The sequence below is a fragment of the Pueribacillus sp. YX66 genome, assembly GCF_041725775.1.
Classification (GTDB): domain Bacteria; phylum Bacillota; class Bacilli; order Bacillales; family UBA6769; genus Pueribacillus.
This window is the reverse complement of record NZ_JBEUEL010000002.1, coordinates 144739-159457: the sequence shown is the minus strand read 5'-3', so window position 1 is coordinate 159457 and position 14719 is coordinate 144739. Positions and strand designations below refer to the sequence as shown.

The window sequence follows — 14719 nt, the reverse complement described above, 5'->3', positions numbered from 1 at the left end:
AGATGGCACAAATGACAATGATTCAAGCGATTACCGACGCTCTTAGGACAGAACTTAGAAATGATGAAAATGTGTTAGTGTTCGGTGAGGACGTAGGGGTAAACGGTGGTGTGTTTAGAGCTACCGAAGGGTTGCAAAAAGAATTTGGCAAAGACCGTGTTTTTGATACTCCATTGGCGGAGTCTGCGATTAATGGATTGGCGGTCGGACTTGCATTACAAGGATATCGTCCTGTCCCTGAAATTCAATTTTTCGGATTTGTCTATGAAACGATGGATGCGATTTCTGGACAAATGGCTAGGATGCGATATCGAACAGGTGGAACACGCACTTCTCCGATTACGATTCGCTCACCTTTTGGCGGTGGTGTAAAAACACCGGAAATGCATGCTGATAGCTTAGAAGGTTTAATGGCACAGCAACCTGGCTTAAAAGTGATTATCCCGTCTACGCCCTATGATGCAAAAGGATTACTCATTTCGGCTATTCGTGATAATGACCCTGTCATATTTCTTGAACATATGAAATTGTATCGCTCGTTTAGAGAAGAGGTTCCAGAGGAAGAATATACAATAGAGATTGGAAAAGCGGATATTAAAAGAGAAGGTAAGGACATTTCGATTATTGCATACGGTGCAATGGTCCACTCTTCATTAAAAGCAGCCGATGAACTTGAAAAAGAGGGGATTCAAGCTGAGGTTATTGATTTGCGAACGGTTAGCCCACTTGATGTTGATACGATCGTCCAATCTGTTGAAAAAACAAATCGTGCGATTGTCGTTCAAGAAGCACAAAAACAAGCAGGTGTAGCGGCCAATGTCGTTGCTGAAATTAATGATCGAGCGATTTTAAGTTTGGAAGCCCCTGTACTACGGGTGACCGCACCAGATACAGTCTATCCTTTTTCTGCAGCAGAAGATGTATGGTTGCCGAATTATAAAGACATTATCGAAGCAGTGAAAAAGGTCATCCACTTTTAAGCATATAACGTTAGAAAAAAAACAGGAGGCGAATTCATTGGCATTTCAGTTTAAATTACCTGATATCGGTGAAGGTATTTACGAAGGTGAAATTGTAAAATGGTTTGTAAAACCGGGTGACGAAGTGAAAGAAGACGCCCCGATTGTTGAAGTTCAAAATGATAAAGCAGTTGTTGAAATTCCGAGTCCAGTTGAAGGAAGAGTATTAGAAATTAAAGTCGACGAAGGTGAAGTAGCTGTTGTCGGTGACATCATTATTACGTTTGAAGCAGAAGGTCATGAGACCGAGGCTGAAGATAGCAGTGCTGATGAAGAAAAGCAGGAACGAGAATTAGAAAGAATTAAACTGAATAAACAGGTTGAATCTCAGGCTGAACTTGAAGACGATCGAGTGAAAAAGCCAAGAGTTATCGCAATGCCTTCAGTTCGCAAATATGCACGGGAACATTCAGTTGATATTTCTCAAGTAACAGGCTCAGGTAAAAACGGTCGAATTCTTAAAGCAGATATCGATGCATTTTTAAGCGGTGATCGTAAGCAACGAGCAGAAGCAAAAACCGATACGGCTGAAGATACGAAGCGGATAGGAACTGAAGTTGAAGTTCAGCAAGCTGAAACGAGAGAGAAATTACGCGGCATCAGGAGAACAATCGCAAAGGCAATGGTTCATTCGAAACAAACGGCCCCACACGTTACACACCATGATGAAGTTGTTGTAACTGATTTAGTTAATCATCGGAATCAATATAAAGAGATGGCAGCCGAAAAAGGAGTTAAATTAACGTTTTTACCGTACGTTGTGAAAGCTCTCGTATCAGCACTTCGTGAGTATCCAGTACTTAACGCATCGATTGATGATGAGAACGAAGAAATCGTTTATAAGCATTATTACAATATAGGGATTGCTGCCGATACACCGAACGGTCTCGTCGTGCCTGTAATTAAAGATGCGGATCGTAAATCAATGCTCATGATTGCAAAAGAAATTAGCGAATTAGCAATTAAAGCGAGAGAGGGTAAGCTGATGAGTGGAGAAATGCGTGGAAGTAGTAGTACGATTTCAAATCTTGGTTCAGCTGGCGGACAATGGTTTACTCCTATTATCAATCATCCAGATGTGGCAATTTTAGGGGTCGGTCGAATAGAAGATAAAGCGGTCGTTGAAAGCGGAGAAGTTGTCGTTTCACCCGTTCTTGCGTTATCCTTAAGTTATGATCATCGACTCGTCGATGGTGTAATGGCTCAACAAGCGTTAAATCATATTAAACGATTACTGAATGATCCACAATTATTAGTAATGGAGGCGTAACGGAAATGGTAGTAGGAGACTTTGCAGAAGAAATTGACACACTGGTGATTGGTTCGGGACCGGGTGGTTATGTCGCTGCGATTCGAGCGGCACAGCTTGGACAAAAAGTAACGATCGTTGAGAAGGCGGAAACGTTAGGTGGGGTTTGTTTAAATGTTGGCTGTATCCCTTCTAAAGCATTAATTAGCGCAAGTCAAAAATATGATGAACTGAACCACTTAGATGATTACGGAATTACGATTGAAAATCCGAAAATTGATTTTAAAAAGGTACAAGATTGGAAAGGTTCAGTCGTACAAAAATTAACTGGCGGTATTGCAAGTTTAATGAAAGGCAATAAAATCGACGTTGTTCACGGCGAAGCATATTTTTCTGATGAAAAAACAGTCCGAGTCACGAAAGATGAGTATACGACGCAAACGTACAATTTTAAAAATTGTATCATTGCTACAGGTTCAAGACCGATCGAACTTCCGAGTTTTAAATGGAGCGACCGCGTACTTTCATCAACAGGAGCGCTCGCTTTAGAAGAAATACCGAAAAAACTTATTATTGTTGGTGGAGGTTACATCGGAATTGAACTTGGAACGACATTTGCCAATTTCGGATCAGAAGTTGTCATTTTAGAGGGTGAAAAACAAATTTTATCCGGTTTCGAAAAACAGATGAGTACACTCGTAGAAAAACAGCTTAAGAAAAAAGGTGCTCAAATCTATACAGAGGCGAAAGCTCAAGGGGTAGAAGAAAAGGATGGTAGTGTCATCGTCACTGCAGAAGTAAACGGTGAAACACAATCCATTGAAGCAGATTACGTACTTGTTACAGTTGGCAGACGCCCAAATACAGATGAATTAGGTCTTGAACAGATTGGTGTTCAATTAACAGATCGAGGACTTATTAAAGTTGACAGTCAATGTAAAACATCGGTTGATGGAATTTATGCAATCGGTGATGTTGTCGCTGGACCAGCTCTCGCTCATAAAGCATCTTATGAAGGAAAAGTTGCAGCCGAGGCGATTAGTGGTCAGCCTTCTCAAGTCGATTATTTAGCCATTCCAGCAGTCGTTTTTTCAGAACCAGAGCTTGCTTCTGTTGGTTATACGGAAAAAGAAGCGAAAGAAGCTGGTTTTGAAGTTATCGGTGCTAGATTCCCGTATGCTGCTAACGGAAGAGCATTGTCAGTTAACGCAACCGACGGCTTCGTAAAGCTTGTCACTCGCAAAGAAGATGGACTCGTCCTAGGAGCGCAAATTGCTGGTGTCAACGCATCTGATTTAATTGCTGAGCTTGGTCTTGCAATTGAAGGCGGGATGACAGCAGAAGACATTGCACTAACGATTCACGCTCACCCAACGTTAGGAGAAATCACGATGGAAGCTGCAGAGGTAGCTTTAGGAACACCCATTCATATAGTAAAATAGGTGAGAAAACCGTAAGTCTATGAAGTACTTACGGTTTTTTTAGCTCTGTCACAACTCTATTTATTAAAACTTATAAAAATGTTCAAAATGGACGACCTTATGCATATAGTTGTATGAGGTGGTATGTCGTGCAGCGGATTGTTATGAGTGTATTCATACATGCAATCATATGGTTACTATATTTAGCGGTTATTATCTTTTCGCCAGAAGATCGGATGACGGCTAAACTATGTTTACTCGTTATTTTTATTTATTTAGCTTCAGTCATTAGTTTTGTCATTGGAAGGTCGAAGCGTTTCGTGTTTGTTAGTTTATGTGTGAGTACGTTTTGTTTTTCTTTTATTTTGTTCGTTCTTTATCTGCTCGTTTAAAACTGCTATTGTAAGAATAGAAACAAAATTAAGAAAGAAGGGTAGCGGATGAACTGGGAGACACGTGTATCTAAAATGTTAGGAATTCGATATCCGATCATTCAAGGGGGATTAGCTTATCTAGCCTATTCTGAATTAGCCTCAGCCGTTTCGAATGCGGGAGGGTTAGGTCAAATTACTGCAATGAGCTTGTCGTCACGATCACAATTGCGTGATGAAATCGTAAAAGTGAGAGCGAAAACATCTAAGCCTTTTGGAGTTAATTATGCAATTGGTCAGCATGGAAGAGAGTATAAGCATATGCTCGACGTTGCAATTGAAGAAAATGTTCCAGTTGTATCTGTCACAGGAGGAAATCCGACAGCTTTTTTTGAACATTTGCAAGGTACAGATATAAAGAAACTGGTTTTAGTTGCTTCGAAGCGACAAGCAATAAAAGCTGAGGAGCTAGGTGCAGATGCCGTTATGGTCGTTGGACAAGAAGGGGGTGGACATTTAGGCAGGGATGATGTTGGGTCACTTGTACTTATTCCTCAAGTTGTTGATGCTGTATCAATTCCTGTGATTGCATCGGGTGGAATTGGGGATGGTCGTGGTTTATTGGCGGCTCTATCTTTAGGTGCGGAAGGGATAGAAATGGGCACTCGCTTTATTGCTACCGAAGAATGTGTTCATGCGAGTGAACGGTATAAACAGAACATCATCGATGCAGAAGAAACAGATACAGTTATCATTAAACGTAAAATAGGTGCTCCGGCACGAGCGTTAAAAAATACATGGACGGATAAAATATTAGAGCTTGAACAACAAACACCTACATATGAAGCGTTAAAAGAATTTATCAGTGGTGAAGCGAATAAACGTTATATCCATGACGGTAATGATGAAGAAGGCTTTGCTTGGGCTGGACAAGTGGTTGGAAGAATTTACGATTCTCCACCTGTATCTGTTTTAATTGATCGTATCATATCTGAGGCTGAATCCATCTATAGCCGATTAAAATAATAAATCCCCCGAACGGGGGATTTATTTATTGAAGCATTTGGTTGTTCTGTGTACTCGTTTGTTCGTTGGATTTTTGTGATGAATTATTATTTTTCATACCTGCAACGAAAGGGATCATTTGTTGAATCGTTTGCCCCATCCCTTTTCCATTTCTCATGCTATAAAATGTTGCAGCGCCTACACCAACAGATGCAATTAATGGTAACCAAATTCCTTTTTGTTGTTGTTGCTGCTGCTGTTGCTGTTGCATAATCACACACTCCTTCCATTGAACTGTGTACACATGTTTAAATTACCCTAAGATGTAGCAATTCATGTTTATTATTGGTTTCCATTTTTTATTGTTCAATGGCTAAGTGATACAAAGGTAGTAGCGCATCAAAGGTCGTCTTCGTCATCTTTAAAAAGGCTAAACTATTTTGAAGAATCGGATCTGTTCTTTGAATATGTCGCCCGATGAGTAGCTCTGCTTTTTTAACATAATAAAACCTGTCTAGTATATCGTTTAAATCGACTTCATTGAAATGATATGCAGCTTTTTTCATATGATCTTGAGAAATGACAAAATTATTTGGTATGGATTTAAGCGAATCAATATGTTGCATAAAAGTTTTTGCAATTTGCTGTTTGTTAGGCAATTCATAAATAAATGCGAGCCAAATAAACACACGATCATCAAATAGTCCGACTTGAAAATGCGGATGCTTTTTATATCCACGCTTATTATTTGCAATGGCTAGCCAAGTATCATTTGGCGGATTTTTCGTACGACGAGCATGTTTTGCAATATGTAAAAACATTTCCATATTCAGCTTTGCCGACAGGTATGTCGTCAGTTCTTCGCCAATCACTTGAAATTTAGGTTGGATTTTTGTTTGAATCGCTTCCATTCGATTTTCGAGTCCTTCAATTTGAAATACGTTAAAATCTTCAGGTGAAAAACTATATAATGACAATGTGAACACCTCTTTTTCTTAATGGTTTGAAATGTAGCAAATAGTGGAATGATAGTAATAAGAAGGAAGGGGAGAAAAACTCATTTTCCATAACAATAGCACGGAAAGTGTCACAATACAAAATGATGTAGAGGTGTTATGACAATGAAGCAAGTTATCCAAACATTACTGAAAAATGATGGAGAAGAACGTCTGCCTGTTTTAAAAATGGAGATTAATTATGAGCTAGCGACGTTATACGATGCATTAGAAAGTAAAGATCTCATTCAGATCCAACACTCAAAACGAAAACTTGAACAGTTGCGTCAGGAGTTAATCCGATTGGAAGCATAGGAAGCAGAGCGTTTTACACTTGGGACACGAAACTAAGTCTAACAGCTCTGTATGCGCGTAACAAGCTTGCCTATCGGCAAGTTTTCTTTAATTTGTACATTTTTTTGTTATCTATGTCATAATGGAAGTGCGATTAGAAAAAAGGTTAAAGGGGCTATCCATTATATGCAGCAATCAAAGAGAGAGGTATTGTTTAACGATGCACATTTATGGGTAAAAGAAGCCGGTGACATCATTAAACAATCTTTTATTACAGAGCTTAACATACAATATAAAACAAATTTTTCAGATTTAGTTACGAATGTTGACAAACAAGTTGAACAATTTTTTATAAATAAAATACATACAAAATATGTGGGTCATCGAGTTTTAGGTGAAGAAGGATTTGGAGATAAGGAAATCACGACAGAAGGTGTCATTTGGATTATCGATCCGATTGATGGCACGACTAATTTTGTTAATCAGCAGCGACATTTTGCAATATCACTTGCTATATATGAAGACGGTATTGGGCAAATAGGTATTATCTACGACGTCATGTCTGATGAAATGTACCATTGTAGAAGTGGAGAAGGCGCTTACTTAAATGATAGACCGTTATCGAAATTGGAAAAAAAGCCGTTATCACAATCATTGATCGGAATTAATGCATCGTGGCTGATTAAAAATCGTAAAATTGACCCTTCCGTTCTGACTCCGTTAGTGAATGAAGTGAGAGGCATTCGTTCGTATGGTTCAGCGGCGATTGAAATTGCATATGTAGCATCTGGGCGGTTAGATGGATACATATCGTTACGATTGTCTCCTTGGGATTTCGCTGCAGGAAAGTTACTAATTGATGAAGTTGGTGGCGTGCTAACAAAGATTGACGGCGAAGAAATTGAATTGTTAAAACAAAATACAATTTTCGCAGCGAACCCATCTGTTCATGAAAAAATATTGGATACATTTATCTTACCGAAATTAAAGTAAAAAAATGGATTTCACATCGCTATTGTGAATTCCATTTTCTTTTTATATAAAAACCGAAGCCCATCACTACGAGCGCTAGAAGAAAAGCAAATAAGGCATAAATTAACATTTGCTCAGCTAAAAATATCCCGACTAATAAAATAAATATGACAACAATGATTGAAAGGATGAGGAAAAAAAGATTTTGATTTAACATCGTAAGCCTCCAAAAAAATGATAATGACAACAATAAGAAGTGTATCATATATGTGTAAGCGTGTCGCCTCAATATGCTATAATTAATTAGTTATTTAGCATCTGAATTAGAAGGAATGGAGAAATGTAATGAGTCAATTTAGAAAAGATATACGTAATATCGCGATTATTGCCCACGTTGATCACGGGAAAACGACGTTAGTTGATCAATTGTTAAAACAGTCTGGGACGTTCCGAGAACATGAGGAAGTTGAAGAGCGGGTGATGGATTCGAATGATTTAGAACGTGAGCGAGGCATAACGATTTTAGCAAAAAATACAGCGATTCAATATAAAGACATTAAAATTAATATTATGGACACCCCCGGTCATGCGGACTTTGGCGGTGAAGTTGAACGAATTATGAAAATGGTTGACGGTGTTTTACTCGTCGTTGATGCATATGAAGGTTGCATGCCCCAAACGAGATTCGTTCTTAAAAAAGCACTCGAGCAAAATTTAACGCCAATCGTCGTTGTGAATAAAATTGATCGCCCTTATACACGCCCAGCAGAGGTGATTGATGAAGTACTTGATTTATTCATTGAGCTTGGTGCAAACGAAGATCAACTCGAGTTTCCCGTCATTTATGCCTCAGGTTTAAATGGAACAGCGAGCCTTGAACTAGATAAGGAAACGGATTCAATGGAAGTTTTATTTGAAACGATCGTTGAAACGATTCCAGCTCCGATTGATAATAGTGACAAACCGTTACAATTTCAAGTGACAATGCTTGATTATAATGATTATTTAGGCAGAATAGGAATAGGACGAGTGTTTCGGGGCTCGATATCGGTTGGCCAGCAAGTTGCGTTAATGAAGTTAGATGGGACGACAAAACAATTACGTGTTACGAAATTATTCGGATTTCAAGGGTTACGAAGAATCGAAATCAATAAAGCGAAAGCAGGAGATTTGATTGCGGTGTCAGGAATGGAAGAAATCAATGTTGGTGAGACGGTATGTCCAATTGATTATCAAGAGCCGCTGCCTCCGTTACGAATTGATGAACCGACATTGCAAATGACTTTTCTAGTGAACGATAGCCCGTTTGCCGGTCGCGAAGGAAAGTATATTACGAGCAGGAAAATTGAAGAAAGATTACTTGCAGAATTGGAAACAGACGTTAGCCTTCGAGTTGAAAATACGTCGTCACCAGATATGTGGATAGTGTCAGGGCGTGGAGAACTGCATTTATCAATTTTAATTGAAAACATGCGTCGAGAAGGCTATGAATTACAAGTGTCTAAACCACAAGTGATTATCCGGGAAATAGATGGTGTCCAATGTGAACCCGTGGAAAGAGTACAAATTGATGTACCGGAAGAATATACAGGTACGATTATGGAGGCACTTGGCGAACGAAAAGGAGAAATGGTCGATATGGTGAACAGTGGAGCTGGTCAAGTGCGAATTGAGTTTCTTGTACCTGCTCGTGGTCTTATTGGATATACAACTGAATTTATGACACAAACAAGAGGGTATGGGATCATTAATCGTTCTTTTGACAGTTACCAACCGCTCGTAAGTGGAAATATTGGCGGAAGACGTCAAGGGGCTCTCGTTTCTCAAGAAGCTGGGAAAGCAACGCAATATAGTATCATTCAACTAGAGGATCGTGGCACAATTTTTGTTGAACCGGGTACGGAAGTGTATGAAGGCATGATTATCGGCGAGCATAATCGGGAAAACGATCTGACAGTAAATATCGTAAAAATGAAACAGATGACGAATATGCGTTCCGCTACGAAAGATCATACAGTTACGATGAAAAAACCGAGAATCATGACGTTAGAACAGTGCCTTGAATATTTAAGCGATGACGAGTATTGTGAAGTGACACCGAAATCGATTCGTTTGCGAAAAAAGATTTTAAATAAAAATGAAAGAGAGAAGCATGACAAAAGGAAGAAAAACAGGAACTAGGGAAGAGGGATTAAAATTATGGATTCAGAGGAGATTTTAAATGCTAAGCCTGAAGGTCTAACTCGGATTGCAGAAATGGTAGGAATAGCCGATAATCCTGAAATGGGTTTTTTCTTACTCTATATTATCGTCGTCATTTTAACGGTGATCGTATTTCAATTAGGATTTGCACGTAAACTTCCATTGTTAAAAATGCTCATTGTATACATTGCGTTATTGGTAGGAAGTGTTATATTAACGTTTTTAGCAATGTTTATTCCGATTGCAGAAGGTCTCATCGTTGCGGCAATTGTACTCATTATTTATCGGATTCGATTGCATCAGACGAAAAAAAAAGAACAGTCTTCGAAATGAAGAAAGACTGCTTAAAAATTCCTTTCAAACAAACCAGGTTTTCTTCACCTGGTTTTGTATTTTTTAACTTAATTCTCTTAGAACGCTTACAGTTTTTGGTCGCTTGCCACCTTGGGCAGATTTACCTTGCAATCCGTATCACTACCTATTGATGTTTCTGTTTTGCCTGTTCCGCCATCATCATCACCTGAACCGTTACTACCTGATCCAGCAGAACCTTTCCAGTCTTTTGGAATTTGTGGATGAGCTGACTCTTGTAAATTCGCATTCAACGGTTTTTTCTACACGTCATCCACAGATGGTGAGCCTAGACCTGTGAGGATCGCTGAACCTTGTTTGCCATCTTCATTTCTTAAGTTTCCAGTTTTTGTCCATGTGTTCTGGTCATACTAGTACACGTTACCAATTGTAATATCGAAGTACGAATCTCCATTGCTTTCGAGACGAGCATTAGGCGATCCTTTACCTGTGTACAAGGAACCGAATAGTTCAACAACATTTACAGTCCGTTCGACGGTGAAACACGATTGCCAATTGTGTCTGTGTCAACGTCATCTGAAATTTCAATTCGAAGTTATTTTGTGCGGTAGGTTCAACATACGGATCAGCTCGTTTAACGCCGCAAAAAGTCGGAAAATTCAATAGGCAATTTACATTTGTACAGTCTGGGGCTAATTGAGAGATTTTAGCAATTAAAGCATGATAATTGTTGCAGTGGTACATAAAAAAAGACGATCCAAACGTCTGAAATACGACTTCTTGGATCGCTCGTTTTTAAAATAAGTTTCTTTTCGGTTTGCGGTAAAGTTTAAATGCATCACTTGCTAAATGTTTTTCTGTTTTTTTTGTAATCCGCGTATGACATGTATCGCACATAAACGTATGAATGGGGCGATTTCGCAATCGTTTAGCAAGTGGTGTTTCATCACGGATCGTTTCAATTTTATCACAAAGTATACATTTTACTCTCATAGTTACACCTCATGTCTAGTATAGCATGAGGACTCAATGAATTCATCGATCTAAATCTTGTTTATCTTGCTCTTTTCTCAACGTTTTTTCCTCTCGTTCATTCAATTGTTGATTATGATCCTTTTCAGGTTGGCTTTTATTTTCTTCAAATAATTTCCCAGGTGTTTCTGGCATAAGCCGATTAACAATTTCGGCTAATTCTTCCATTATACCTGTGACAGGACGTCCTTCCTGCATATCTTGCTGCATTTGATTTATTCTTTCCGTTATGTCTGTATCAGCTGTAACAATGGAGTAGGCTCCGTAAGGGTCATCTTTCAATGCTTCTCCAACTGTGTATTTAATTGTGCCTACCTTTGAACGATCGAGATCTTTATTCACATCGATTCCGACAATTGCATACCTTCCAATGACGAGTGCCGTTGCATCATTAACATCAGGAACCGAACTCGCGATATTGACTAAGTGTTCAGCGATATCGTCTGGATGTTTGTTATTTGTATAATGAATGTCAACAACGTTGTTTTCTTGTGCATTTTGTCCATTGTTACTTTGGCAACTGATAAGCCCGAATACAAAAACCGTAAACAGAACGATAAGCTTTTTCAAAGTAAACATCCTTTCAAGCGTTTGTTTTGTTTACGATTATCGTTTGTAACTAGGATAAAGTTTATGCAAATCGGCTTTATTGTTTTGTCATGATTATTTGAACACAAACTCAGTAATGTTTTTTATCGGTTTGTTTCGATTACTGCCATCACGGAAATAAAGGTGGACAGGTCCATCTTTAGTTAAAGGTTTACCGTTTTTAGAGAAACAAAGAAAAGCATCTTTTATTTTCGATAATGCAATGGAGATAGTTGTCCCATCTTTTTGCACGATAGAAACTGTTTCAACGTGTTCCGCTGGTTCAGCATTGTTAATAAATGGTTGAATCGGCATGACATAAGTTTCGGTTAGAACTTTATCTTTATCCATCCGTTGAACACTTCTGTTTACAGGTGGAAAACTTGCTCCTTGTGAACGTTCTTTATCCCATTGTTTAGAAATTTTTTTCGTATAACTTTCTAAATCGTCGAGTTTACGATCACCCATTATATCAAACGCCTTGTCCAGTTCAATTTTTCGATCATCAAAAATCCAGACACTCGGATCAAGTGTAATTTTATATTCAATGTCACCAGAAAACTGTATAATATCGCTCATAAATCCCACTCCTCTTATTTTTAGTTTATATTTTATCATTTATTGGATATGAATGGATATAATAGTTGAAAGAGATAGGAGTGTTTTTCGTGCAATGTATACCAAGTGATACGCTGCAAGAATTCGTTGAAAAAGCTCGACCGTTTAGTCGTAAAGGAACTGTTCCACATTACATCCCTGCATTAGCAAAAGCAGAGCAAACGGATTTATCGGTGGCTCTCTATACGAAAGAAGGGTGTGTATCAGCAGGAGATGTTTCAAAACGATTTACGCTCCAAAGTGTTAGTAAGATTATAACGTTAGCACTTGCAATTGATGATCTTGGAAGAACGAAAGTGTTTGAAAAAGTTGGGATGGAGCCAACTGGTGACCCCTTTAATTCGATAGCAAAGCTAGAAAATCAAACACCATCAAAACCACTTAACCCAATGATTAACGCAGGAGCGCTAACGGTCACTCATTTAATTCAAGGAATGAACAATGAAGAAAAACTTGAAAGAATCTTACAGTTAGTTCGGAAAATGGCAAACAATGACCGAATAACAGTGAACGAGTATGTTGCAAAGTCAGAGTTCGAGACAGCAAATTTAAACCGTTCGCTATGCTATTTTTTGAAAGAGCATAAAGTCATTGACGGAGACATTGAAGAGTTGCTTAATCTTTATACGAACCAGTGTGCCATTGAGTTGAATTGTATTGATCTCGCTCACATTGGCTATGTGCTAGCGAATGATGGAATCAATCCATACAACGGTGAAATCATTCTCTCAAAAGACATTACGCGAATTGTAACGACATTTATGGTTACGTGTGGTATGTATAACGAATCGGGTGAATTCGCGATCAAAGTTGGAATTCCAGCTAAAAGTGGTGTATCTGGTGCGGTACTTAGCTCAATTCCAGAAAAAATGGGAATCGGTGTTTACGGACCTGCTTTAAACGAAAAAGGGAATAGCATTGCAGGAGTAAGACTATTACAGTCTCTTTCAAATCAATTACAATTAAATATTTTTTAATCGCGACGTATGCTATGGGAGAAACGTCCTTACTTGCTTTTTTATATTAGAATCGCTATGATAAAAACAAGTATGAGATCTTAAGATCGGAGGGATCATTTTGTCGCTAAAGACAATTGCAGGACATCGAGAAAAAGCCTATGAACTGTTAAAGGCTGATGCCAATAAGATCCTAAAACTAATCGAGGTACAGATGGAAAATTTAACAATGCCTCAATGTCCTCTTTACGAGGAAGTTCTCGATACGCAAATGTTTGGCTTATCAAGGGAAATTGATTTTGCAATCCGATTAGGTTTAGTTGATGAAATAGATGGAAAAGAACTAATGGAAAGCCTAGAAAAACAATTAACTGTTTTACATGAAGCATCGATAAAAGAAGCATAAACACTCAAACTATATTAAAGTAGTTTGAGTTTTTTTATATTATAAAGCACTTAATAACTCTACACACTCGTGAAAATATGCTAAAATAAATCCTATCGAATCGTTTCGATTGGAAAAAGGTTGGATATACATGCTAAAAAAACTCTTTAAAAATTATGATTATAGCATAGTGGTTGCAATGGTATTATTAGTTGCCTTTGGAGTCATCATGATCTATAGTTCAAGCATGATTGTAACAGTCATGGAATTTGATCCACCTCGACCCACTCATTACTTTTTTTTCAAACAGTTGCAATGGTTAGCTATTGGAACGATAGCATTTCTGTTTGCGATGCTTATGCCTTATAAAATTTATGAACGGCTAATGAAGCCGATTATGGTCATTTCATTAATATTGCTTATCGCCGTACTTCTTGTCGGCTCAGTTTATAATTTTGGACAGCGGTGGATCTCGATTGGTGGCTTTACAATCCAACCGTCGGAAATTGCAAAAATTGGTTTGATCATATACTTAGCGGCAATATTTTCACGTAAGCAAGGGTACATCGAAGATTTCAGAAAGGCTGTTATACCGCCATTAATCGTTATTAGTTTGTTCTTTTTTTTAGTTGCCAAACAACCAGACTTAGGCACAGCGATTATTATTTTAGGGATTTCAGGTGTAATGATCATATGCTCAGGGATGAAAGGAAAACATCTTTTTTCTCTAATTGGTCTTTGTATTATTGCCGTGTCTCTCATTGCAACTTCACTTTCGGTATTTCTGTCAGAAGAACAATTATCGAGAATAACGGGTGCTTACGACCCATTCTCGGATCCTGAAGATTCAGGGTACCACCTTATTAATTCATACATAGCGATGGCCTCTGGTGGTATACTCGGAAGAGGACTAGGAAATAGTATTCAAAAATATGGGTTTTTACCGGAGCCGTATACAGATTTTATTATGGCGGTTGTTGTTGAAGAACTTGGTGTATTCGGAACTATTTTCGTTATCGGTTTGTTTGCATATATCGTATTTAAGGGATTTATGATTGGCATCAGATGCAAAGACACATTTGGTAGTTTATTAGCGATTGGAATTTCCTCGCTTGTTGCTATACAAGCATTTGTAAATCTTGGGGCGATTTCAGGCTTATTGCCAATCACGGGAGCGCCACTTCCGTTTATAAGCTATGGAGGTTCTTTTCTAGTTTTAGTTATGTTTTCAATGGGAATTCTTGTTAATATTTCAGCGTTTCTAAATATGAAGCGAGAAACCGTCCGGCCTTCTGATTAA

At 38.4% G+C, this 14719-nt stretch carries 19 protein-coding genes; 12 read left to right on the top strand and 7 right to left on the bottom strand.

The window, feature by feature from the left end; all coding sequences use genetic code 11:
* Positions 1–2: 2 nt before the first annotated feature.
* The 5 genes from ABU914_RS01850 (at position 3) to ABU914_RS01830 (ending at position 5086) form a co-directional block, all read left to right on the top strand.
* Positions 3–980: an alpha-ketoacid dehydrogenase subunit beta gene (locus ABU914_RS01850; RefSeq protein ID WP_379668055.1), complete on the top strand. Its 978-nt coding sequence runs from the start codon at positions 3–5 to the stop codon at positions 978–980.
* Positions 981–1017: 37 nt separating this feature from the next.
* The gene (locus tag ABU914_RS01845; RefSeq protein WP_379668054.1) at positions 1018–2289 is read left to right on the top strand and encodes a dihydrolipoamide acetyltransferase family protein; all 1272 of its coding nucleotides are present in this window, start codon (positions 1018–1020) and stop codon (positions 2287–2289) included.
* A gap of 5 nt (positions 2290–2294) precedes the next feature.
* Positions 2295–3710, top strand: a complete 1416-nt coding sequence (gene lpdA, locus ABU914_RS01840; RefSeq protein WP_379668053.1) for a dihydrolipoyl dehydrogenase — start codon at positions 2295–2297, stop codon at positions 3708–3710.
* A 128-nt stretch (positions 3711–3838) separates the two neighbouring features.
* Entirely contained in the window at positions 3839–4081 is a 243-nt protein-coding gene (locus ABU914_RS01835; RefSeq protein ID WP_379668052.1) for a hypothetical protein, read from the top strand.
* A gap of 48 nt (positions 4082–4129) precedes the next feature.
* Complete coding sequence (locus ABU914_RS01830; RefSeq protein ID WP_379668051.1) at positions 4130–5086, top strand: NAD(P)H-dependent flavin oxidoreductase; 957 nt, start codon at positions 4130–4132, stop codon at positions 5084–5086.
* Positions 5087–5111: 25 nt separating this feature from the next.
* Here ABU914_RS01830 and ABU914_RS01825 read toward each other — a convergent pair whose 3' ends face one another.
* Positions 5112–5336: a hypothetical protein gene (locus ABU914_RS01825; protein ID WP_379668050.1), complete on the bottom strand. Its 225-nt coding sequence runs from the start codon at positions 5334–5336 to the stop codon at positions 5112–5114.
* An 88-nt stretch (positions 5337–5424) separates the two neighbouring features.
* Complete coding sequence (locus tag ABU914_RS01820; RefSeq protein WP_379668049.1) at positions 5425–6042, bottom strand: YktB family protein; 618 nt, start codon at positions 6040–6042, stop codon at positions 5425–5427.
* Between the two features lie 144 nt (positions 6043–6186).
* Here ABU914_RS01820 and ABU914_RS01815 point away from each other — a divergent pair, with 144 nt between their 5' ends.
* A complete protein-coding gene (locus tag ABU914_RS01815; RefSeq protein WP_379668048.1) occupies positions 6187–6375 on the top strand; it encodes a hypothetical protein in 189 nt (62 codons plus the stop codon).
* A gap of 165 nt (positions 6376–6540) precedes the next feature.
* Positions 6541–7347, top strand: a complete 807-nt coding sequence (locus tag ABU914_RS01810; protein WP_379668047.1) for an inositol monophosphatase family protein — start codon at positions 6541–6543, stop codon at positions 7345–7347.
* A 19-nt stretch (positions 7348–7366) separates the two neighbouring features.
* Here the strand turns inward: ABU914_RS01810 and ABU914_RS01805 are convergent, their stop codons facing one another.
* A complete protein-coding gene (locus ABU914_RS01805; RefSeq protein WP_379668046.1) occupies positions 7367–7543 on the bottom strand; it encodes a DUF5325 family protein in 177 nt (58 codons plus the stop codon).
* A 128-nt stretch (positions 7544–7671) separates the two neighbouring features.
* Here ABU914_RS01805 and typA point away from each other — a divergent pair, with 128 nt between their 5' ends.
* Positions 7672–9507: a translational GTPase TypA gene (gene typA, locus ABU914_RS01800; protein ID WP_379668045.1), complete on the top strand. Its 1836-nt coding sequence runs from the start codon at positions 7672–7674 to the stop codon at positions 9505–9507.
* 18 nt (positions 9508–9525) lie between these two features.
* The gene (locus ABU914_RS01795) at positions 9526–9861 is read left to right on the top strand and encodes a YlaH-like family protein (protein WP_379668044.1); all 336 of its coding nucleotides are present in this window, start codon (positions 9526–9528) and stop codon (positions 9859–9861) included.
* Positions 9862–9947: 86 nt separating this feature from the next.
* Here ABU914_RS01795 and ABU914_RS01790 read toward each other — a convergent pair whose 3' ends face one another.
* The 4 genes from ABU914_RS01790 to ABU914_RS01775 form a co-directional block, all read right to left on the bottom strand.
* Entirely contained in the window at positions 9948–10133 is a 186-nt protein-coding gene (locus ABU914_RS01790) for a hypothetical protein (RefSeq protein ID WP_379668043.1), read from the bottom strand.
* Positions 10134–10635: 502 nt separating this feature from the next.
* A complete protein-coding gene (locus tag ABU914_RS01785) occupies positions 10636–10833 on the bottom strand; it encodes a YlaI family protein (RefSeq protein ID WP_379668042.1) in 198 nt (65 codons plus the stop codon).
* Between the two features lie 42 nt (positions 10834–10875).
* The gene (locus ABU914_RS01780; protein WP_379668041.1) at positions 10876–11442 is read right to left on the bottom strand and encodes a YhcN/YlaJ family sporulation lipoprotein; all 567 of its coding nucleotides are present in this window, start codon (positions 11440–11442) and stop codon (positions 10876–10878) included.
* A gap of 93 nt (positions 11443–11535) precedes the next feature.
* Complete coding sequence (locus ABU914_RS01775) at positions 11536–12039, bottom strand: peptidyl-prolyl cis-trans isomerase (RefSeq protein ID WP_379668040.1); 504 nt, start codon at positions 12037–12039, stop codon at positions 11536–11538.
* Positions 12040–12128: 89 nt separating this feature from the next.
* Here ABU914_RS01775 and glsA point away from each other — a divergent pair, with 89 nt between their 5' ends.
* The 3 genes from glsA to ftsW all read left to right on the top strand — a co-directional run bounded on the left by glsA (position 12129) and on the right by ftsW (position 14719).
* Entirely contained in the window at positions 12129–13055 is a 927-nt protein-coding gene (gene glsA, locus ABU914_RS01770; protein ID WP_379668039.1) for a glutaminase A, read from the top strand.
* 100 nt (positions 13056–13155) lie between these two features.
* Positions 13156–13440, top strand: coding sequence for an Fpa/YlaN family protein (locus tag ABU914_RS01765; protein WP_379668038.1), 285 nt, complete (start codon positions 13156–13158; stop codon positions 13438–13440).
* A 130-nt stretch (positions 13441–13570) separates the two neighbouring features.
* Entirely contained in the window at positions 13571–14719 is a 1149-nt protein-coding gene (ftsW, locus tag ABU914_RS01760; protein ID WP_379668037.1) for a putative lipid II flippase FtsW, read from the top strand.

Bases quoted from the DNA above. Each gene is read 5' to 3' on its own strand.
- ABU914_RS01850 (WP_379668055.1), top strand. From the start codon at position 3: ATGGCACAAATGACAATGATTCAAGCGATTACCGACGCTCTTAGGACA.
- lpdA (WP_379668053.1), top strand. From the start codon at position 2,295: ATGGTAGTAGGAGACTTTGCAGAAGAAATTGACACACTGGTGATTGGT.
- ABU914_RS01830 (WP_379668051.1), top strand. From the start codon at position 4,130: ATGAACTGGGAGACACGTGTATCTAAAATGTTAGGAATTCGATATCCG.
- ABU914_RS01825 (WP_379668050.1), bottom strand. From the start codon at position 5,336: ATGCAACAGCAACAGCAGCAGCAACAACAACAAAAAGGAATTTGGTTA.
- ABU914_RS01815 (WP_379668048.1), top strand. From the start codon at position 6,187: ATGAAGCAAGTTATCCAAACATTACTGAAAAATGATGGAGAAGAACGT.
- ABU914_RS01810 (WP_379668047.1), top strand. From the start codon at position 6,541: ATGCAGCAATCAAAGAGAGAGGTATTGTTTAACGATGCACATTTATGG.
- ABU914_RS01805 (WP_379668046.1), bottom strand. From the start codon at position 7,543: ATGTTAAATCAAAATCTTTTTTTCCTCATCCTTTCAATCATTGTTGTC.
- typA (WP_379668045.1), top strand. From the start codon at position 7,672: ATGAGTCAATTTAGAAAAGATATACGTAATATCGCGATTATTGCCCAC.
- ABU914_RS01795 (WP_379668044.1), top strand. From the start codon at position 9,526: ATGGATTCAGAGGAGATTTTAAATGCTAAGCCTGAAGGTCTAACTCGG.
- ABU914_RS01785 (WP_379668042.1), bottom strand. From the start codon at position 10,833: ATGAGAGTAAAATGTATACTTTGTGATAAAATTGAAACGATCCGTGAT.
- ABU914_RS01775 (WP_379668040.1), bottom strand. From the start codon at position 12,039: ATGAGCGATATTATACAGTTTTCTGGTGACATTGAATATAAAATTACA.
- ftsW (WP_379668037.1), top strand. From the start codon at position 13,571: ATGCTAAAAAAACTCTTTAAAAATTATGATTATAGCATAGTGGTTGCA.